The organism is Bacteroides sp. An269, from assembly GCF_002159755.1.
Classification (GTDB): Bacteria; Bacteroidota; Bacteroidia; order Bacteroidales; family Bacteroidaceae; genus Phocaeicola; species Phocaeicola intestinalis.
This window is the reverse complement of sequence record NZ_NFJG01000075.1, coordinates 1-20864: the sequence shown is the minus strand read 5'-3', so window position 1 is coordinate 20864 and position 20864 is coordinate 1. Positions and strand designations below refer to the sequence as shown.

Here is a 20864-nt window from a genome sequence, read left to right as displayed (position 1 = left end):
GAAAGGTACGACCCAAGCTCTCATGACACACAGAAGTCTTCAGACTTTTCATGAAAATCGCAAAAAAACTGTCGTGTCATGAGAGGATAAAAGAGTTGCGGAAATGAGGCATATGTTGCATGATTTTCAAGAAAGGTTGTACGATATGAATACTAGTGATGAAACTATTTGTGAGCAAGGCATTCAAATTATAGAGTGGATTGAAAAATTAATTAAAGAAGCAGAGAATGAGCTGAAGAAATATGAAAATACTGATAGTTGAAGACAATATGATACTCTGTGGCTTGATTGAAAAATGGCTGCAAAAGGCTGGTTATGATGTATTGACGGCCATAGATGAACCTGGCGCACGTTGTATCCTAAAAAGAAATGAAGTAAATATGGTATTAGGAGACGTACGTCTGCCGGAAGGTGACGGTATCAGCCTTCTGGAATGGATGATGCGCTCTAAGATGGAAGTTCCATTTATTGTCATGACAGATTATGCCTGTATCACGGATGCAGTCCGTGCTATCAAACTCGGCGCTAAGGATTATTTGCAAAAGCCTGTTCATCAAGAGCAACTGATAGAATTAGTGCATAGTATGCTTAAGCAGCCTGTTATTGTACGTAAAGAGCGTTCTTTTGTAGAACGTACCAGCGAAGCTGCCAGAAAAGCCGCTTCACTTGCCCGTCGAGTGGCTCCTTCGGATCTTTCTGTTATGATACTTGGTCCGAGTGGAAGCGGTAAAGAGGTGATAGCCCAGATGATTCACCGTTATAGTGACAGGCGTGACAAACCCTTTGTTGCCGTCAATTGTGGAAGCATACCTAACGATTTACAGGCTTCTGAATTTTTTGGTGCGGTCAAAGGTGCTTTTACAGGAGCCGTTTCAGACAGAAAAGGACATTTTGAAACAGCCAATGGAGGAACTTTATTTCTGGATGAAGTCGGCAATATGCCGTATTCCATGCAGATTCTTCTCCTGCGTGTTCTTCAGGAGAAGGAATTTAATCCTGTGGGAAGTGATAAAGTGAAACGCACGGATGTACGTATCATTTCTGCCACCAATGAAGATATGAGAAAGGCTGTGCAGGAAGGTCGTTTTCGTGAGGATTTGTATTATCGCCTTGCAGAACTCGAAATTGTTCAACCGCCATTAAAAGATTGCAAAGATGATATTCTTCCGCTTGCCGAATTTTTCAGGAAAGAACATTCCGGTAGAATACGTGTCAAGAATGAGGGATTTACTGAAGAAGCGAAATCATGTATGTTGGGATATGACTGGCCGGGTAATGTACGGGAATTGAACGCAAAAATCAAACGTGCAGTAATTGTTGCAGATAATGCATTATTGGATGTCTGTGATTTGGGATTGGAAAATATAGATTGTAATGACAATCCGGATATTCGTATCATTCAGGAAAAGGAAAGGATACGAAATCTGCTTGATAAAAATCATGGTAATGTCAGCAAGACAGCAGCGGAACTCAGTTGCAGTCGTACAGCCCTGTACAAGAAAATGAAGAAACTTGATCTGAAGTAATCTTTATTCTTTAAGGCGGTATACCAGTCTGCATATATTGTTTCGGAATGTTTTGGACTCACGCAAAGTCCATTGTCCGAATTGAATCTTTCCGGTTATGTTTTTCCCGCTTTTGTATGATATTGGAAGCAAGTAAATGACCAGTTCATCTGCGAGTCGGAAGAGAAATACTCCACCAGCATATTCGGCACTTTTTTCGTCCTGTACTTTCATAAAAAAGGTACAGTTATTGTCTCGTCTCTCTTTTGCATCCATCAAATCAAGCATACCGTAATGCGGATACATGTTGAATGTAGCCCGCTCTTCCCAATAAGGGAAACCGTTCCCGTCTGTCCTGAGCCATTCCATCAGTTCCTCATTTTTATTCGGTAGAAATCCGTCCAATGTGACGGGCATAATAATCTGTACTTTTGCCATACCTCTATCTGTAAAAAAGCATGAAACCCATGTAGTTTCAGGTAGAGGCTCTGGTAAAGCCCAAACGATAACTTGCATGGGCTCACGCTATAGGGTATAGCATAAGCCTCACGCAATAGTCATCGTTTTTTGAAATTTACCAGATTCCTACCTGAGACTTCTTGCGACTTATGTATATAATCAGCGGAAAACATCCCGTAATCCGCCGTTATGTTCTATTTCAAGTTCAAAGATAAGGAATGTTCCCTGAAAATCAAATTGATTCAGGATTTATTTGTCATTCTGTATCTATTCAGCTTTTCTTTTCTCCTCTTCTGCACTTTCTATTCCTAACCGTTCACATAGTTCCGGATCGTTCTTGATACGTTCCATTTCATCGTTGATGATAGCCTGGGCATCCGCCTTTATCTGGTCATAATTACGCTGTATCTGCTGGAGCATGATGTCATTCCCTTCACTGTCCTTGAACGTGTTGATAACCGGGATTTTTTTATAAGCCTTTTCTTCCGCACTTACTTTGGCATGATCCACGATAATTTCCGCATGGAAAATCTTCTGGTCTATTTTCTCACCGAAATTATCCGACACGGAACCAACAAACGTACCCTGTGATAGGTTGGAAATCTTTGATGCTGGAATCAGTGAATCAAGTTGGGTGTTAATCGATGTAGAGACATCCTGACGGTTGATAGATATGGACTGCCGTTTCTGTAAAATCTTACCGAAGCGTTCGGAAAGTGTCTTGGCCGTTTCACCGACTACCTGACCACTGAATATGTTGCCGACTGTATTTTGAATCACCTTGCTCTCCTTTTCACCGTAGTCACGATTAAGCTGGCTGAAGTCCTGAAATCCCAAACAGACCGCCACCTTGTTGGAACGTGCCGTTGCAATCAGGTTGTCTAGTCCTCGGAAATAGATGGTTGGAAGCTCATCTATAATGACCGTGCTTTTAAGTTGCCCTTTCTTGTTTATCAGTTTGACGATTCTGGAATTATACAGTCCGAGCGCAGCGGAATAGATGTTCTGGCGGTCCGGATTATTGCCCACACAAAGGATTTTAGGCTCTTTCGGATTATTGATATCCAGAGAAAAATCATTGCCTGTCATGACCCAGTACAGCTGTGGAGAAATCATTCTGGTAAGCGGAATTTTCGCGGAAGCTATCTGGCCTTGCAACTGATCCTGTGCCCCACCTTTCCATGCATCCATGAAAGGGGAGAGGTAATTCTCTAACTCAGGATAGGATGTCAGGATGGTAAACAAATCAGAGTAAGGTTTATTCAGCAGTTCCACGGCATGAGGAAAACTGCAATAGATACCGTTTTTGTATATTTTCAAATACCAGATTATAGCTGCCAGCAGGATAATCGGAGACTCTACAAAGAAGTCACCCTGTTTTTCAATCCAGGTTTTGTTCAAATTTAACATGATGGTATAGCTTGCTTCGTATGCGTCAGAGATGTCTGTCATGAACTCCGGATTGATGGGATTGCAGCGGTGTGAGCGGTGCGGATCATCGAAGTTGATGACGTAAAAATGCGGCTTTACCTTGTATTTGTCCATATTGTGCAATAAGGTATTGTAGGCAATGGTGGAAAGGTCATCAAATTTATAATCATAGATATAGACACTGAAACCTTTGGATATCATCTGTTTGATGTAGTTGTTTACCACTGCATATGATTTACCGGATCCCGGTGTTCCCAATACGATGGTCGCGCGGAAAGGATTGACCACGTTGATCCAGCCGTCGTTGAGCTTGCCGCCATACTGGAATCTGGTGGGTAGATTGACCGAATATTCATTCTCCATCAGCCTTGTTTCCTGCATGAAGGATTCGTTTTCCATATTGAATACGTCCTCCATAAGGTTATACCTGTAAAGTCTGCTGATCCACAGTCCTGACATGAGCAGGCATAGATAACCGGCTGCGAGTGTCACTACATACAGGGCAGTAATCGCTTCGTGCGGAAAAGGCATGTCAAGCAGCCACCAGTTCATGAAAAACAGAACCGCCCCGGCAGTAAGTACCGCCCATATACGCTGCCATGTAATCTTCTCACCCTTGACTCCGATAGTACCCATACAGGATATGGCCAGCAGAAGAACTGCCATCAGTTTTGTCCATAGGATACAGCCGAATATACCGGTTGTCCTGTCAAAGTTCATCAGTATCCGGTCTATGACATCCAGATTTAGATGCCAGGCACTCATACTGGGATAGCAGTACACATAAACGTGGACTACCAGAATAAAAATACTGACTGCCCTGCCGAATTCCATAATCTTGGCAAGGGCTCTCAAATCGTCTTCCTGTTGCATAATAATGTATATGATTGTGGGGGAATCCGTTGTTCCCTCTGTTGTTGACTCATATTGATTGATCAGATACCGCGTGATTTGCGCTTCTGCGGTTTCTTTTTCCGTTTCATGCGGCGACGGAACGCTTCTTCCTCGTAATCGACTGCCGGATTTGCCTCAAAGGAGAAAATGCCTGCCGCCTGTTCAAGCGCACTGTTTTCTTCCATACGGTGACCGTACCGTTTCCAAAGTTCCTCCGGACCGGACTGTTGTCTGTCCTGCCAGGGTATTCCTTCCCACCAGTTGACAAGGCCGTTGAATACGTTGGCGGAAAACTCCTTTCCCATACGTGAACCGTTGAATGCCTCACGCCGTTCATGGTCTATGAATGTGACACCGTAGATACGTCCGGTATCGTTCCTTCGGAATACCACATCAATGTGCTCCTGTTTCAGCAGTTCCCTGAATTCCTGTTCCGATTTTGCGTTACGCATGGCCCATACGACCTTGCCGGATATGGCAGGAGCCCATCTGCCTTCCTTGAAGTCCTGTGTATGCCGTAACATACGTTCGGACAGTCCTGTATTTCCGAAACGCTTGCCGAACCTTGCACTTTTTATTGGAGAGCAGACCACTTTCCCTCTGTCGTCTGTAACCGAATAGATGATACCCGTATAGGGTGTTCCCATGTAATCGCCCCGTACCTGTTGGGCTTCAATGTTCAGTGTGGAAAGCAGTGCGGAATACTCTCCGAAAGTCTGGAAACGGTAGCTTTCCAGTACAGCCTTCAGCGTGTTTCCAATCTGATGGCGTATATCCCCCTGTGAGACATCCACTTTTTTCAGTTCCGCTTTCGGATTCCGTCTTTCCGTATCCGCACTATTACGCAGTCCGAATTCCTGTTCCAGTTCCCGGCAGGCTGTCATTGAACGGCGGTGTTCATAGGAGTCATTGATTTTCCTTCCTTCATCGTCAATGCATACACTCACGATATGTACGTGCGTGTTGCAGGTATCCCCATGTCTGTACACCATGAACGGCTGGTCACCATATCCCATTTTCTGCATGTATTTTTCTGCTAGTTCCGCCAGCCTGTCATTGTCCAGCCTGTCTTCAGGTGCCGGACTGAGGGCGATATGCAGGACTGGCTTGTCTGTCCTCCTGTTTGCCGTCAGATGGTTTTCAAATGAAAGGAGAGCCAGACGTATGTCCTCGCTCGGTAGTCCCGGGCGGTCGGAAATCATCCGGTGTCCTGACAGGATTTCCGCCGTCCCTTGAAATACCTTTTCATGGTTATAGGACAGTGCTCCGTAAAGGCTTGCCCCGTGACTTATCTTTGCAACCATTTCTGTTCATATTCTTTGGTTAATGCCATAATCTGCTTGTTGAGCAATATCAGTTCCAGGGTAGCCTTTTCAAGTTTGTAAAGCAAGGACATCGCCCTTTTGTCCCCGAAATTTTTCTGTACGGCCCTTACGACCTGATTGTAATTGTTGCCTATTGCCTGAAACTGTCTGTAAAATTCCCCGAGCCGGATGTAATAGTCCATGGAAACCTTATCCACCTTGATTACCTTCAGTTGTTCTGAAAAGATTGATTTCTTGATAAAGATTGTCCTGTCCCTTGCTCCGGATTCCAGAAACAGTTTCTCAAATTTGCTTTTTTCCTGCGCGTTCAGACGGAAGCTGTACTTGTAGTCCGCCGGATCAGTTTTCGGCTTTCTGCCTGTCCTTTTAGCCTGTTTTTTCTCCATGCTTTTTTGCTTTTGGGTTGTTTTGCTTTCTCCGTCAGATTTTCCGACTTTGGAGGAAAATCCCCCGACCGTGAGGGAGGGCAAGTTGGTCTTTGTCGGGCAGAATACTTTCTGTCGGACAAAGACACAACTTGCTCTGTTCGTTTGAACAGAGAATCCACCTCCGGCGGATTGCTGCGCGACGTGAGCGGCGTGTTGCTGTCCGTCGGAAGATGTTCCAAGCCGTTCATCGGTTCTGACTTTGCAAAATTATAGCCGTGTAAACAGTTGTGAAATAGTGGATTGTATGACATATAACGACGCCTGATGACATCTGATGTCATGGTATCAGTTACATATTACCTGTATGATTGAAAGACCTTATTTTTGACATAGATTTTATTGTAACAAAGTGTTGCGATAATAAGATGTGATTGTAAGGAAACCATGTTATAACATGGCAATGATGTATTGAAATATTGATATGATAACATAACAACATAAGGAAATAACAACATAATGTTATAACAATACGTGAATATGTTTGTGTAGTATTATGTTCTTGTAATGTCCTCTCATTATAATCCTATCATATAATGTCAGTAGATTAATGCTTTAATGTAAAAATGCATTGTTGCTATGCTGTGTCATTATAGGGAAATAATGACATAAGGATACATTCGTGTGATACTGTATAATCATAAGAATGCAATATCTGAAAATGAATCTGAATATTAACCCCAAAACAAAGAAAGTATGAACAAGCGTCCGATTCTTGTCGCCTTCAGTAATCAGAAAGGCGGTGTGGGCAAGTCCACGGTAACAGTAGTACTTGCCAGTTATTTTAATTATGTAAGAGGTCTGAAAGTTGCTGTTGTTGACTGTGACTATCCCCAGTTCAGTCTGGAAAAACTAAGGGGAAGAGATTTGAAGAACATTGAAAAAAGCGAGTATCATCAGCGACTTTTCTGCCGCCAGTTTGAAGAGGGCTCCCGTAAGGCTTATCCAATTGTCACTTCTACTCCAGAAGCAGCCGCAGAGATTCCAGGCAAATTGGAAGGTGACTATGACCTGATATTCTTCGATCTTCCCGGAACGGTGAATTCCCGTGGTGTATTCGAGTCCGTCATGAACATGGATTTTATCTTTACTCCCATTGTAAAGGACCGTATGGTCATGCAGAGCAGCCTTTCCTTTGTATCGACCGTTCAGGATTTTATCGGACAGCATCCGGAAGCTCCCCTGAAGGACATACGTTTATTCTGGAATCGTATGGACAGCCGTACTTCAAAAGAACTGTATGTAATGTATAATGCAATAGTGCTCCGTATGGGGTTGAAGGTCTTTGAAACCGTACTTCCGGATCTTGAACGCTTCAACAAGGAAATGACACCTTCTTCCAGACAGCATTTCCGCTGCACCCTTCTTCCTCCTTCCGAATCGTTATTGAAAGACAGCCGCCTTGAAGCGTTTGCTCAGGAGATGGAACGTATCATATTTCCGGGATAAGAACTATGGCAAAGAAAAGAGAAATATTCAAAGTGGATGAGGATGTCCTAAAGGACATGATGGCCAGTGAATCTATCTCCTGTGGCAAGTCTGGGGGCGATGTCGGTGGAAATGTTGTTTTTGCTGCAGAAAAAGGGAAAAATGTGCCGGAAGTAGAGAAACTGGAACTGGAAAAGTCCCGCAAAACGATACGTGCTGACCCTGGATTAGAAAAGAAGGTGGAGATGTATAGGGAATTGTTTTTGGACAAAAGAAGGTCGGTACACCGGAAACAAACCTATATCAGCTATGATATGTATTGCAAGCTGGCACGTATCCTTCCTCTTTTAAGTGATGACATGAGTGTGCCTGCTTTTTTAGATAATGTGCTGACACACCATCTTGAGACTTACAGTAAAGAGCTCGGCGAGCTGTTTCGCCGTAAAACCCAAGAACCATTCTGATATGGAAGAACTAATATACCTCTGTGTACGAATTGTCTGTATAAGTTATTTGTTGTACAGCGTGTATGGCTGGAGAAAACATATTGAAATTATTTGTACTTTGCTTTATGCGAAACCTGTTTCACAAAAGGAGAGGGAAGAAGCTGCCGGAACGGAATCTGCGGTTTCAGATGCAGAAGTGATGGGAAGTACCCGTTATGTCTTTTTGGACGAGAATGCCGGAAAGACTGCCGCTCCCTTCATGAGCCAGCCACTTGAAAGGAATTTTATCGGTGAAGAGGAGGATGTGCAGCAGGAAGATGTGGAATGCAACCTTCAGCTGGAAAAGATGAAACTCCTGCAGGAAGTCCAGGAAGACCTTGATGCGGAGTCTCCCGAAGTGGAATCCGTATCACCTGTTCTGTCCAGCAGGGACATGGAAGTACTCGGCGAATATCTGACACATCAGGGTGAAGCCGACCATGAGAAGGCCATGCAAGCAGCCCGTGTCCTGTTCTCCATCAGGCAGACCAGCCTGATTGACGTGTTCCTTTCCAATATGGAGAATTCCGCGATTGTAGAGGAACTGATAGACAGGTATCTTGATGAGGACGGCAATCCCAGACCGCTTAAAGTAAAGGATGGGAATGAACCGTCTGACGAGTGGCGGAAATATATCTGACACCGATATATTCAGGCATCCCGGAAATCTTTTCGGGATGCTTTTTTTATGTCTGTAAGGCTTCCTGAATGACATCTGATGACATCTGGTGACACCTGATGACAGTGTTGTATCACAGCGGTTTAAGCCTTATATATTTGCAGTCGAATTCAAAATTTATGTCAAACCCCAAAATGATTCGACAATGAAGAGAAGAATCCTATTTTCAGTATTGTGTGTGCTGGCAGCGGCAGGTGCCTTCGCACAGGGACAGGGTCTTGCCGGCATCAATGAGGCTACCAGCCTTATGACTTCGTATTTTGATCCGGCCACCAAATTGTGTTATGCCATCGGAGCGGTACTCGGTCTGGTCGGCGGTATCAAGACGTATGGCAAGTTCAGCAGCGGCGATCCGGATACGTCCAAGACTGCGGCAAGCTGGTTCTTCGCCTGCATCTTCCTGATTGTGGCCGCCACCATTCTCCGTTCCTTCTTCCTGTAAGCCATGGATTACCGTATCAACAAAGGAGCAGGCCGTCCGATTGAGTTCAAGGGCTTGAAATCACAGTACCTGTTCTTTTTTGCCGGAGGTCTTATATCGGTCTTTCTTGCGGTGGTTGTCCTGTATATGGCCGGTGTCAGCCAGCTGGTATGCCTGTCTTTCGGAGCAGTATCCGGTTCCCTGGCCGTATTGCTGACCTTCCGCATGAATGCCCGCTACGGTGAGCACGGGCTGATGAAGATGCTGGCCGAGAAACGCCATCCGTGCTATCTGTCAGCCCGTCGCAGAATATTCAGAGCATTAACCAAAAAGAAGAGAAAGAAATGAGAAGTGTATTGAAGGCCTGTGATCTGGAAGACAGATTCCCGATTTTGGCCGTGGAAAACAACTGCATCGTAAGCAAGGATGCGGACATTACGGTAGCCTTCGAGGTCGAGCTGCCTGAACTGTACACGGTGACGGCGGCGGAATATGAAGCCATTCACGGTACCTGGGTAAAGGCCATGAAGGTGCTTCCAAATTATTCTGTCGTGTACAAGCAGGACTGGTTCGTCAAGGAAAACTACCGGAGCGAAGGAGACGGGACGGAAAGTTTCCTGTCCCGCAGGTATGAGCGTCATTTCAACGAACGCCCGTATCTCAGACACCGCTGCTTCCTGTATCTGACAAAGACCACACGCGAACGTGCCCGTCGCCGCAGTGATTTCAGTACCCTGTGCCGCGGCTATATCCTTCCCAAGGAAATCACGGACTGGGATTCGGTCGTGAAATTCCTGGAGGCGGTGGAGCAGTTCGAGCGTATCATGAACGATTCGGGGCATGTCAGGATGAAGCGTCTCAGAACGGAAGAGGTGGTCGGAACGGAAGAATGTCCCGGGCTGATTGAAAGATACCTGACTCTCGGTATGGAGGACACGCACCCCGTATTACAGGACATCTGCCTTGATCCGGAACGTATGCGCATCGGTGACAAACGTCTTTGCCTGCATGTGCTTTCCGATACGGAAGACCTTCCCGGCAGTGTGGGCACGGACATGCGCTATGAGCGCTTGTCCACGGACCGTAGCGACTGCCGTCTTTCGTTTGCGGCTCCGGTGGGACTCCTGCTTTCATGCAACCATGTCTATTCGCAGTACGTGTTCATCGATGATGCGCAGGAAATCCTGCAACGCATGGAAAAGACTTCACGCAACATGCTGTCCCTGTCGAAATACAGCCGCAGCAATGCCGTGAACTATGAATGGGCAGAAATGTATCTTGACGAGGCGCATACGAAAGGGCTTGTTCCGGTACGGTGCCACTGTAACGTACTGGCCTGGGCGGAAGACGAGGAAGAGTTAAGGCGTATCAAGAACGATACCGGTAGCCAGCTTGCTCTGATGGGATGCGTACCCCATTACAACACGATAGATACTCCGGTGCTGTACTGGTCTGGTATTCCAGGCAATGCGGGCGATTTCCCGGCTGAGGAAAGTTTCTATACCTTTCTGGAACAGGCTGTCTGCCTGTTTGCTTCGGAAACGAATTACCGCAGTTCACCCAGCCCGTTCGGTATCCGTATGACGGACAGGCAGAGCGGCGTACCGCTTCATCTGGACATCAGTGACCTGCCTATGCGCAAGGGAATCATCACCAACCGCAACAAGTTCATACTCGGTCCTTCCGGCAGCGGTAAATCCTTCTTTACGAACCACCTTGTCCGCCAGTATTATGAACAGGGTACCCATATCCTGCTGGTGGATACCGGAAACAGCTATCAGGGACTTTGCAGCCTGATTCATGACCGGACACATGGCGAGGACGGTATCTATATCACCTATGAGGAGGACAATCCCATCGCCTTTAATCCGTTCTATACGGATTCCGGGGAATTTGACGTGGAAAAGCGTGAAAGCATCAAGACACTGATACTCACACTCTGGAAACGTGAGGATGAAGCCCCAAGGCGTTCGGAAGAAGTGGCCCTTTCTGGAGCGGTGAACGCTTACATTCGCAGGATAACGGAAAACAGGGATGTCAGACCCGATTTCAACGGATTCTACGAGTTTGTGCGTGATGACTACCGCCGGATGATTGAGGAGAAGAAAGTCCGTGAGAAGGATTTTGACATCGACGGTTTCCTGAACGTACTGGAACCGTTCTACCGTGGCGGTGATTATGATTTCCTGCTTAATTCGGACAAGGAACTGGATCTTACCAACAAGCGCTTTATCGTATTCGAGCTGGACAATATCAGCGGAAACAAGGTGCTTCTGCCCGTGGTCACGCTGATAATCATGGAAACCTTCATCGCCAAGATGCGCCGTTTGAAAGGCATCCGCAAGATGATACTCATTGAGGAATGCTGGAAAGCCCTGATGTCTGCCAATATGAGTGAGTACATAAAGTATTTATTTAAGACCGTCAGAAAATATTTTGGTGAGGCCGTGGTGGTCACCCAGGAAGTGGATGACATCATCAGTTCCCCTGTCGTAAAGGAAGCTATCATCAACAACAGTGACTGCAAGATTCTTCTTGACCAGCGGAAATACATGAACAAGTTCGACCATATCCAGCGGCTTCTCGGACTGACCGACAAGGAACGCGGACAGATCCTGTCCATTAACCAGGCCAACCATCCCGGACGTTTCTACCGTGAGGTCTGGATCGGTCTTGGCGGTACCCACTCGGCCGTGTATGCCACGGAAGTCAGCGATGAGGAATATGCCGTATATACCACGGAAGAGTCGGAAAAGCTGGAACTGCAGAAGCTGGCCAAGGAACTGGGCGGAAATCTGGAACTGGCCGTGAAACGCATTGCGGAAATGAGAAGGGAAAGGAAAAGGTCAAACGGTAAAGCATGACGGTTATGAATGACAGTTTTGAATCGGATGAAAGAAAGCGTAAGGAGACAATCGAATGTCTCTACTGGTCCCTGATGAACGGATGGGACATACCGAAAGATATCCGTGAACATTACGGATTTTCAGAAGACTATGAGCTGTATCACCGGCTTGAAAGTATGGAACCGGAAGATTATAGGGAAAGAAGGCTCAGAGGCGAGATACCTGATGCCGTAGAGGTCGATGTAAGACTGACACATACTGTGGAGAAGGTTTTCGAGCGGCTTTGTTCCCCTCCTCCTGTACAGTATCTCGACAAACTGTACGGGGAACTGGAAAAGCTGGGAGGTTTCATAGCCAACCCGAAGAATATTGACAGTCCTTTCATTAATTCCGGTTTTCTCATGAAATACGGCATTGACCGGAATTCCCCGGATGAAATCAGACGGCAACAGGCAGAAAAGGCCTATAAGGAACTTTATGCCAGGTTTGAAACCATGGTTGGTCTGAAGTCCCCAAACAAAAAGGACGACAATGCTATCCGCAAGGAATGCCGGAAGCCAGTCTGCAAAAACAGGCTGGCCGGAAGAGTCAGCATCCCGGTCAGTCCGAAGCCAAAGAGACGCAAGATGGGACTTTGAGAGATTCAGTAAAACAAGAACAACATCATTAAAAAAACAAGACATGAAAAACAGACAGTTGTACAGACTGGCCGCCTGCCTGATCGGGGCGGCATCACTGCTGCTGCAGAGCTGCAGTGAGAGCAGGTTCAAGGACTGTGACCGCCTGTGCGGTTCATGGAGCAGTGTGGAAGGCAAGCCCGATGTCCTTATATATAAGGAAGGGGACGCCTACAAGGTGACGGTCTTCGCCCGCAGCGGAAAGACACGGAAGCTGAAGCCGGAAACCTATCTGCTGGTGGAAGAAAACGGTAACCTGTTCATCAATACCGGCTACCGCATAGACATCGCCTACAATGAGGCGGCTGACGTATTGACCTTTTCTCCGAACGGTGACTATGTAAGGAAGGAGGTACGTCCATGAGAAAAAGACTGCTGCTGCTTTGTGCAGGAACCTTTTTTCTTGCCGGACAGATACGGGCACAGTGGGTGGTGACCGATCCGGGAAACCTTGCCCAGAGTATCATCAACATGTCGGACAATATTGTGCATACCTCTTCAACTGCGACAAGTACCGCCCAGAATTTTGCGGAGACGGTGAAGATATACCAGCAGTACAAGAAATACTATGATGCCCTGAAGTCCGTCAACAATCTGGTGAAGGATGCCCGTAAGGTCAGTGAGATTATCCTGATGGTCGGTGACGTGTCGGAAATCTACGTGACCAATTTCCAAAAGATGCTGGGTGACGAGAACTTTTCTCCCGAAGAGCTGGATGCCATCGCTTTCGGTTATACCAAACTTCTGGAAGAGAGCAACGGGGTGTTGCAGGACCTCAAGCAGGTAATCAATGTCAGCACCCTTTCCATGACCGACAAGGACCGTATGGACGTGGTGGATGACTGTTATGCCAGTATGCGTCGTTACCGCAATCTCGTGAATTACTATACGAACAGGAATATAGCCGTGAGTTTTCTGCGTGCCCGCAAGAAGAGTGACCTTGACCGTGTCCTGAAGCTCTATGGCAATGACACCTCCAAATACTGGTAGCCTATGGTATTGTTATCCGTGGATTTCTCAAATCTCCATACCATTCTGGAGAGCCTTTACAATGAAATGATGCCCCTTTGTGAGGATATGCTGGATGTGGCCAAGGGACTTGCCGGACTCGGTGCCCTGTTCTATGTGGCCGTCCGTGTCTGGCATTCGCTTGCCCGTGCCGAACCGATAGACGTGTATCCGCTTCTGCGTCCGTTTGCGATAGGCATCTGCATCATGCTTTTCCCGACCCTGGTACTCGGAACGATGAATACGGTGCTGAGTCCGATTGTGCAGGGAACCCACAAGATGCTTGAGGGGCAGACGATGGACATGCAGCAGTACCGTGAGCAGAAGGACAGGCTGGAACGTGAAGCCATGCTCCGTAATCCGGAAACGGCCTATCTGGTCAGCGATGAGGAGTTTGACCGTCAGCTGGACGAGCTCGGATGGTCGCCCGATGCCATGGCAACCCGCATGGGCATGTATATGGAAGTGGGCATGTACAATCTGGAAAAGAATATCCGTGACGCCTTCCGCAGTCTGCTGGAACTGCTTTTTGCCGCGGCATCCCTGCTTATAGATACGGTAAGGACCTTTTTTCTGGTTGTATTGTCCATCCTTGGTCCCATTGCCTTTGCCTTCAGCGTGTGGGACGGTTTCCAGTCCACGCTCAGCCAGTGGTTCACACGTTACATTTCCGTCTATCTGTGGCTTCCCGTGAGTGACCTTTTCAGCTGTATGCTGGCCAAGATTCAGGTACTTATGCTGCAGAACGACATCCTGGAGCTCCAGAACAATCCGAACTATTCGCTGGACAACTCCAATTCGGTATATGTGATCTTCATGCTGATAGGTATCATCGGATATTTTACCGTGCCGACCGTGGCCGGATGGATTGTGCAGGCAGGTGGTGCCGGAAACTACAACCGAAACATCAACCGTACCGCGACCAAGGCTGGAGGATTTGCAGCCGGTGCCGCAGGTTCCGGACTGGGAAATATCGGAGGGCGTCTGCGTGGAAAATAAACAGAACAGGAACATAAAAATCATGAAAACAGATGGAATTCAAATCACTGACCAATATTGAAAGCAGTTTCAGACGGATACGCCTGATGCTTGCGGTCTTTGTCGGATGCTGCACGCTTGTGACCGTCTTTGCCCTATGGAACTCATACCGCTTTGCGGAGAAACAGCGTGAGAAAATTTATGTACTCGATGGCGGCAAGTCACTGATGCTTGCCCTTTCGCAGGATCTTTCACAGAACCGTCCGGCTGAAGCCAGGGAGCATGTAAGAAGGTTCCATGAGCTCTTTTTCGGGCTGTCGCCACAGAAGGATGCCATTGAGCACAATATCAACCGTGCCTTGCAGCTGGCGGACAAAAGCGCCTATCATTACTATGTGGATTTTGCCGAGAAAGGATATTACAACCGTCTCATTTCCGGTAATATCAACCAGGTGGTACGGGTGGACAGTGTGGCCTGCGACTTTTCCGGATACCCCTACAAGGCCAGGACGTATGCCCGCCAGATGATTATCCGTGAGAGTAATGTGACGGAACGTTCGCTGGTGACTGACTGCCAGCTTCAGAACACGTCCCGTTCCGATGATAACCCCAACGGCTTTATCATCGAACATCTGACCATACTGGAAAATAAGGACATAAGGAGCGTAGAGCGATGAAAAGGAACCTGACGAGACAGGCGGACCTTCAACTCAGGAGGTTCTGCCACAGACTTACCGTGAAACAGCGCAAGGCCGTTCTCTGGATACTGTTTGTCCCGTTTACCGCCGCATGTGTCTATACGGCATGCAGACCGTTTATAGGCAGTAATAATCGGGAGTCCGGAATGGAATTTATGGAAAAGGATTCATTCCGTATGGAGTTCATTCAATCTATTGTAAGAAATGGAGAAAGAAAAAGTCAAGAAAGTAATGGAACGGCTGATGAAACCGTTCAGGCTCCGGTCCTCAAAGGACAGGAAGCCGCTGAGTGAGGAACAGAAACGCAAACGCGCCGGATTTGTGGTGTATCCGCTGATGTTCCTGCTGTGTCTGGGAAGTTTCTATCTGATATTTTCACCTTCCGGGCAGGAACGGGAGCGGCAGGATAAAGGACAGGGATTCAACACGGAAATCCCTTCTCCCGAGGACAGCCGCCTGGAAGGAAACAAGAAGGATGCCTATGAAAAGGCTCTGATGGAACAGGAAAGCAGGAAAAGGAAGACATTCTTTGAAGCTGCGGAGTCCATGTTTGCCAAAGAGGAACGGAAAGACAGTGTCCGTCTTCCCGATAACATTCCACCGGAGAGGCAAACAAACACGGAAACGGAAACAGAAAAAGGCAATGCCGGACCGGTCAGTTCCTCGGCCGGAGCCTACCGTGAGATGAACCGTACGCTGGGAAGCATCTATGAACCGCGGACCGATCCGGAAAAGGAAAGGCTTCAGGAAAGGATTGAGGAACTGGAGCGTATGCAGCAACAGCAGCAGAAACAGGAGCCACTGTCAGGCATGGAGGAAAAGATGGCCCTGATGGAAAAATCCTACGAACTGGCCGCCAAATACAATAACCGTCAGGCTGTGGAGACTCCTTCTCCCGTCAGAAAAGCGGAGGACAAAAAAGCCATGCCGGTGAAACAGGTCCACAATGAGGTGGTATCCTCGCTTTCCAGACCCATGAGCGACGAAGAGTTCATATCCGCCTTTTCGGGAGAACGCAATGCCGGTTTCAATACGGCTGTCGGCCGGAAGACCGTAACGGAAGGCAATACCATTGCTGCCTGTGTACACGAAACACAGACCGTATCCGACGGACAGGCCTTGCGCCTGCGGCTTACCGAGCCCATGTCCGTTGCCGGACGTTTCATACCGAAAGGGACTGTACTGGTAGGTGGCACACGCATACAGGGTGAACGGCTGGAAATCATGGTCAATGCCGTGGAATACAAGGGAACTATCCTGCCGGTGGAGCTGGAAGTCTATGATCTGGACGGACAGCAGGGAATCCTGGTGCCGGGTTCACTGGAATATGACGCTGCCAGAGAGATTGCAGCCAACATGGGAACCTCGATGAACAGCAGTATCAACATTTCCACCGATGCCGGGGCGCAGATTGCCTCCGATCTGGGAAAAGGTGTGATACAGGGCGTTTCCCAGTACATATCCAAACGGATGCGTACGGTAAAGATTACTTTGAAGGCCGGACACCGGGTACTGCTTCATTCACCGGAGAAATGAAATACAGTAAACTATGAAAGAAAAGACAACCATTAAACAAAAGCATATGAAGAAGATTCTGATGATGTTTGCCCTTTTACTGGGCGTATCGGCTGCCTGGGCGCAGCAGAGTAGCGGTGATTATTATGAGGAGCTGACCCGCAAGATCGGTTTCAGCCAGATGATTCCGCCGCACGGACTGGAAATAACGTATGACAAGACTGTCCATGTCATTTTCTCGGCTCCGGTCAAGTATGTGGATCTCGGTTCTACAAACCTGATAGCCGGCAAGGCCGACGGTGCCGAGAATGTAATCCGAGTAAAGGCCACGACACGCAATTTCAGGGAGGAGACCAATATGTCTGTAATAACCGAAGACGGGAACTTCTATACCTTCAACGTGAAGTATGCCGACGAGCCGCTGCTGCTGAATGTGGAGATGTGTGATTTCATCCATGACGGAGAATCGGTGAACCGTCCCAACAATGCCATGGAAATCTATCTGACCGAACTGGATAACGAGTCACCCCGTCTGGTACGTCTTATCATGAAATCCGTGTTTGAGAATGACAAACGCCGTATCCGTCATATCGGCTGCAAGCGTTTCGGTATCCAGTATCTGCTCAAAGGACTGTACACCCATAATGACCTGCTTTATTTCCATACCCAGGTAAAGAACTCCTCGAATGTTCCCTTTGACGTGGATTTCATTACATTCAAGGTGGTGGACAAAAAGGTGATGAAGCGTACGGCCATGCAGGAGCAGGTGATTTATCCGCTGCGTGCCTATAATTATGTGACACGTGTAAACGGCAGGGATTCGGAATGCACGGTATTTGCCCTTCCTAAGTTTACGATACCGGACGATAAGAAACTGGTCGTGGAGATGTATGAGAAACAGGGCGGCCGTCACCAGAGTTTTGAGGTGGTCAACGAAGACCTGGTGCGTGCGGAAACCATCAACGAACTGAAGGTACGATGAGAACGAAAGTATTGTATATGCTGGCATTGCTGCTTGTCCTTTCCGTAGGGCAGGCAGACGCCCAGCGGATTCTGCCAAGGATGCAGGGTGTGGAAATGCGTGGAGGTATGGCTTCCGATAACGGATACTATATGGGAATGACACTTTCAAGTTATGCCAAAGGCAGGAACAAATGGGTATATGGAGCAGAATACCTGCATATGAAACACGGTTACCGTCATGTGACCATCCCTTCGGCGCAGTTTACGGCAGAAGGCGGATATTACCTGAATTTCCTTTCCGATGCGGGAAAAGTGTTCTTCCTCAATCTGGGAGGATCGGCACTGGCCGGATATGAGACGGTAAACTGGTCCGATAAAAAGCTCTATGACGGGGCCACCCTGAAAAACGGCGATGCCTTTGTGTACGGCTGTGCCCTGACGCTGGAGATAGAACTGTACCTTGCCGACCGTGTGGCATTGACGGCTTCCTTGCGTGAGCGTTTCCTGTGGGGCGGAAGTCTCGGACATTGCCATACCCAATATGGAATCGGCATTCGTTTTATGATAAATTAGCGGGTTATGGAACTGGAACAGATTAGACGGATTTCCCTTGTCGGTTTTCTTGAAGATCTGGGGCATATGCCTGTATCCCGTAAAGGAAATGATGTCTGGTTCAGATCCCCTTTCAGAAATGAGAGAACCGCATCCTTCAAGGTGGATACGCAGCGGAATGTCTGGTTTGATTTTGGCCTCGGAAAGGGAGGTGACATCTTCCATCTTGCCGGAGAACTGACCGGAAGTACCGGTTTCATGGAACAGCTGGAGTTCCTTTCAGGGAAATCCGGCATCCTTCCCCTCCGGCCTTTACAGGAACGTAAGAAGATACCCCGCGTTTCCGGATTCGAGGACGTGAAAGTGACGGAACTGAATCATGAGGCTTTGAAAGCTTATCTGAAAGAGAGAGGCATTGATCCGGCCATAGCTGGGAGATTCTGCAAGGAAGTGGCATATGGAATACGGGGCAAACGGTATTTTGCCATAGGCTTCATGAACCGGAGCGGCGGTTATGAACTCCGTAACCCGATGTTCAAGGGATGCATTTCTCCCAAGGACATTTCCTGTGTGTCCCTGTCCGGAAAGAAACAGGATAGGTGCTGCGTGTTTGAAGGGTTTGTGGATTTCCTTTCGGCATTGGTATTGCGGACTGTGACAGATGAGGATTGCCTGATGCTGAACTCTGTATCCAATCTGGAACGGTCGTATGCCGTACTGGAGGGTTACGGCAAAATCCGGTGCTTTCTTGACCGTGACAGGGCCGGGATTACCGCACTGGAGACTTTGAACATACATTTCGGGAATAAGGTTACGGACTGTTCCGGTCTGTATGATGGATTTAAGGACTTGAATGAATATCTGACAAAAACAAAGGAAAACAAATGAAGACAGAAAAGAATATAAGAAAAGGACTTGGGCTGGCAGGCAAGATTGCCATGTTCTGCATAAGTCTGGTCAGTTTTATACTGACTTCGTGCGAATCCGAGCTGGAAATCCAGCAGAGTTATCCGTTTACCGTGGAAACAATGCCGGTTCCCAAGGAACTGAACAGGAATGAGACGGCGGAAATACGGTGTGAACTCAAAAGTGAGGGCGATTTTGACGGTACGGTCTATACGATCCGTTATTTCCAGTATGACGGGGAAGGTTCCCTGAAACTGGACAACGGTCTTGAATTCAAGCCGAATGACCGTTATCTGCTGGAGGACCGGAAGTTCAGGCTGTATTATACTTCACTATGTGACGAGGCACAGAACTTCATTGTCGTTGTCGAGGACAATTGGGGAAACATGACGGAAATGGAATTTGACTTCAACAATGCAGGTGATGAAGAGACGGATGCCGTGGAAGATTCTTTGTCAGTTCAGGAAGGAGGTGCCCTATAATAACCGTTAGACTTCTAATGTCAGTACTGCCATTGGTGGTACTGGCCATGACGGTAACTTCCCTGCGTGCACAGGGGAATTTGGAAGACTCACGTTGGGAAACGGCTGTCAGGTGTATCAAGAAATATGAAGGATGGCATGGTCCGGAACATCATCCGTATGTTGCATACGGTCACCGTATCAGAAAAGGTGAAAAGTTTCCCGCCAGGCTGACAGAAAGTGAGGGAGACAGTATTCTGAGAAAAGACCTGAAGGAAATGTGTGCGTTGTTCCGTCATCTGGGAAAGGATTCGCTTTTGGTTGCATGTCTGGCATACCAGGTGGGACCATATAGGTTGCTCGGTTATGGCAGGATGCCCAAAAGCACGTTGATAAGGAAACTGGAAGCCGGTAACCGGGATATTTATGCGGACTTCATACGATATTGTTACTATAAGGGAAAGAAAATTCCGTCAATTGAAAGGAGAAGAAAAGAAGAATACAGATTACTGTTTATGCCATAGAAAACAAGACAGCCGTGAATTTATCATAATTCACGGCTGTCTTGTTATAATATCCTGTCTAAAAAAAGTGACAGGGGATAAATGAACCGATTATACTGTTTCAGAGCATCCATATCCAGCTTCATGTTTTTGTAAGGATTTGAATCGTCTGTATAGAAATAGATGTCTGTTGTCTGGTTACCATTTTTTATAATTTTCCCGTTCAATGGTATCGTGTCCACATCCTCGAACTTTTCAAGGGGAAGGCCTTCAATAGAACCGGTTTCCTGTTTGCCGAGACTATTTGTATAGTGATTGAACAGTACAAATCCTTTTCGGGCATAATCAATGTGAATGCCGTATGGACGGTTGCGGTAAAAGTTTTCTCTGGCTTTTTCCTGATAATTTTCTATCATGATAGTATATTGTCTTGCATTGTTGTTTACCTTTGATATCTTTGTCTGCAAAGTTATTAAAAATTGATATAGTTGACTAATTTGATTGAACAATGTTTGTTTTAATAATATTGGAATATTTTTTATTTCCTAAAAATACAAACTATTGCTTTTACATGCATTGTTGTTTTATTAATCTTTTTATTCAAGTTTCGCAAGTTAATAGATAACCTTCTTCTTGGGATATAAAAGAGGCACAGGGATTTCCGCATATCGCAGAAAATGAGTAATTTTATAGTTGCAAATCAAA

24 protein-coding genes are annotated in these 20864 nt (G+C 47.0%); 19 read left to right on the top strand and 5 right to left on the bottom strand.

Features of this window, described 5'->3' with window-relative positions:
• The first annotated feature begins 103 nt into the window (after positions 1-103).
• Entirely contained in the window at positions 104-262 is a 159-nt protein-coding gene (locus B5F71_RS20320; RefSeq protein ID WP_158098094.1) for a hypothetical protein, read from the top strand.
• Entirely contained in the window at positions 243-1526 is a 1284-nt protein-coding gene (locus tag B5F71_RS13240) for a sigma-54 dependent transcriptional regulator (RefSeq protein WP_087211090.1), read from the top strand. Before B5F71_RS20320 ends, B5F71_RS13240 begins: the two co-directional genes overlap by 20 nt.
• 3 nt (positions 1527-1529) lie before the next feature.
• Here the strand turns inward: B5F71_RS13240 and B5F71_RS13235 are convergent, their stop codons facing one another.
• The 4 genes from B5F71_RS13235 to mobA all read right to left on the bottom strand — a co-directional run bounded on the left by B5F71_RS13235 (position 1530) and on the right by mobA (position 6000).
• Positions 1530-1943, bottom strand: a complete 414-nt coding sequence (locus B5F71_RS13235; protein WP_087211087.1) for a hypothetical protein — start codon at positions 1941-1943, stop codon at positions 1530-1532.
• A gap of 288 nt (positions 1944-2231) precedes the next feature.
• Positions 2232-4268, bottom strand: a complete 2037-nt coding sequence (gene mobC / locus B5F71_RS13230) for a conjugal transfer protein MobC (protein WP_087211085.1) — start codon at positions 4266-4268, stop codon at positions 2232-2234.
• A 62-nt stretch (positions 4269-4330) separates the two neighbouring features.
• Positions 4331-5593, bottom strand: coding sequence for a conjugal transfer protein MobB (gene mobB / locus B5F71_RS13225; protein WP_087211082.1), 1263 nt, complete (start codon positions 5591-5593; stop codon positions 4331-4333).
• Positions 5578-6000 (bottom strand): conjugal transfer protein MobA, encoded by a 423-nt coding sequence (gene mobA, locus B5F71_RS13220; RefSeq protein ID WP_206423844.1) that lies wholly within the window; start codon positions 5998-6000, stop codon positions 5578-5580. The genes mobB and mobA overlap by 16 nt, the downstream gene beginning before the upstream one ends.
• A gap of 735 nt (positions 6001-6735) precedes the next feature.
• Here mobA and B5F71_RS13210 point away from each other — a divergent pair.
• The 17 genes from B5F71_RS13210 (at position 6736) to B5F71_RS13125 (ending at position 20180) form a co-directional block, all read left to right on the top strand.
• Positions 6736-7488 carry an AAA family ATPase gene (locus B5F71_RS13210; protein ID WP_087211078.1) on the top strand — a complete coding sequence of 251 codons (753 nt, stop codon included), beginning with the start codon at positions 6736-6738 and terminating at the stop codon, positions 7486-7488.
• A gap of 5 nt (positions 7489-7493) precedes the next feature.
• Entirely contained in the window at positions 7494-7931 is a 438-nt protein-coding gene (locus B5F71_RS13205; RefSeq protein WP_087211075.1) for a DUF3408 domain-containing protein, read from the top strand.
• 1 nt (position 7932) lies between these two features.
• On the top strand, positions 7933-8592 hold the full coding sequence (locus B5F71_RS13200; RefSeq protein ID WP_087211072.1) for a DUF4122 family protein: 660 nt from the start codon (positions 7933-7935) through the stop codon (positions 8590-8592).
• Between the two features lie 88 nt (positions 8593-8680).
• Complete coding sequence (locus tag B5F71_RS13195) at positions 8681-9073, top strand: DUF4134 domain-containing protein (protein ID WP_172772617.1); 393 nt, start codon at positions 8681-8683, stop codon at positions 9071-9073.
• 3 nt (positions 9074-9076) lie between these two features.
• Entirely contained in the window at positions 9077-9400 is a 324-nt protein-coding gene (locus B5F71_RS13190; RefSeq protein ID WP_087211068.1) for a DUF4133 domain-containing protein, read from the top strand.
• Entirely contained in the window at positions 9397-11916 is a 2520-nt protein-coding gene (locus B5F71_RS13185) for a TraG family conjugative transposon ATPase (protein WP_087211065.1), read from the top strand. Before B5F71_RS13190 ends, B5F71_RS13185 begins: the two co-directional genes overlap by 4 nt.
• Positions 11917-11921: 5 nt before the next feature.
• Positions 11922-12536, top strand: coding sequence for a hypothetical protein (locus B5F71_RS13180; protein ID WP_206423843.1), 615 nt, complete (start codon positions 11922-11924; stop codon positions 12534-12536).
• 43 nt (positions 12537-12579) lie between these two features.
• Positions 12580-12939, top strand: a complete 360-nt coding sequence (locus tag B5F71_RS13175; RefSeq protein WP_004294975.1) for a DUF3876 domain-containing protein — start codon at positions 12580-12582, stop codon at positions 12937-12939.
• Positions 12936-13565, top strand: coding sequence for a DUF4141 domain-containing protein (locus tag B5F71_RS13170; protein WP_087211060.1), 630 nt, complete (start codon positions 12936-12938; stop codon positions 13563-13565). The genes B5F71_RS13175 and B5F71_RS13170 overlap by 4 nt, the downstream gene beginning before the upstream one ends.
• Positions 13566-13568: 3 nt before the next feature.
• Positions 13569-14582, top strand: a complete 1014-nt coding sequence (traJ, locus tag B5F71_RS13165; RefSeq protein ID WP_087211058.1) for a conjugative transposon protein TraJ — start codon at positions 13569-13571, stop codon at positions 14580-14582.
• 32 nt (positions 14583-14614) lie between these two features.
• Positions 14615-15238, top strand: coding sequence for a conjugative transposon protein TraK (gene traK, locus B5F71_RS13160; protein ID WP_087211055.1), 624 nt, complete (start codon positions 14615-14617; stop codon positions 15236-15238).
• A 252-nt stretch (positions 15239-15490) separates the two neighbouring features.
• On the top strand, positions 15491-16795 hold the full coding sequence (gene traM / locus B5F71_RS13150; RefSeq protein WP_087211049.1) for a conjugative transposon protein TraM: 1305 nt from the start codon (positions 15491-15493) through the stop codon (positions 16793-16795).
• A gap of 46 nt (positions 16796-16841) precedes the next feature.
• Entirely contained in the window at positions 16842-17756 is a 915-nt protein-coding gene (traN, locus tag B5F71_RS13145; RefSeq protein WP_087211099.1) for a conjugative transposon protein TraN, read from the top strand.
• The gene (locus B5F71_RS13140; RefSeq protein WP_087211046.1) at positions 17753-18310 is read left to right on the top strand and encodes a conjugal transfer protein TraO; all 558 of its coding nucleotides are present in this window, start codon (positions 17753-17755) and stop codon (positions 18308-18310) included. The genes traN and B5F71_RS13140 overlap by 4 nt, the downstream gene beginning before the upstream one ends.
• A gap of 6 nt (positions 18311-18316) precedes the next feature.
• Positions 18317-19177: a toprim domain-containing protein gene (locus B5F71_RS13135; RefSeq protein ID WP_087211043.1), complete on the top strand. Its 861-nt coding sequence runs from the start codon at positions 18317-18319 to the stop codon at positions 19175-19177.
• Positions 19174-19677 (top strand): DUF3872 domain-containing protein, encoded by a 504-nt coding sequence (locus B5F71_RS13130; RefSeq protein WP_087211039.1) that lies wholly within the window; start codon positions 19174-19176, stop codon positions 19675-19677. Before B5F71_RS13135 ends, B5F71_RS13130 begins: the two co-directional genes overlap by 4 nt.
• 47 nt (positions 19678-19724) lie before the next feature.
• Entirely contained in the window at positions 19725-20180 is a 456-nt protein-coding gene (locus B5F71_RS13125; RefSeq protein WP_087211096.1) for a glycoside hydrolase, read from the top strand.
• Between the two features lie 44 nt (positions 20181-20224).
• On the opposite strand, the gene B5F71_RS13120 is transcribed toward B5F71_RS13125, so the two are convergent.
• A complete protein-coding gene (locus B5F71_RS13120) occupies positions 20225-20572 on the bottom strand; it encodes a hypothetical protein (RefSeq protein ID WP_087211093.1) in 348 nt (115 codons plus the stop codon).
• Positions 20573-20864 lie beyond the last annotated feature (292 nt).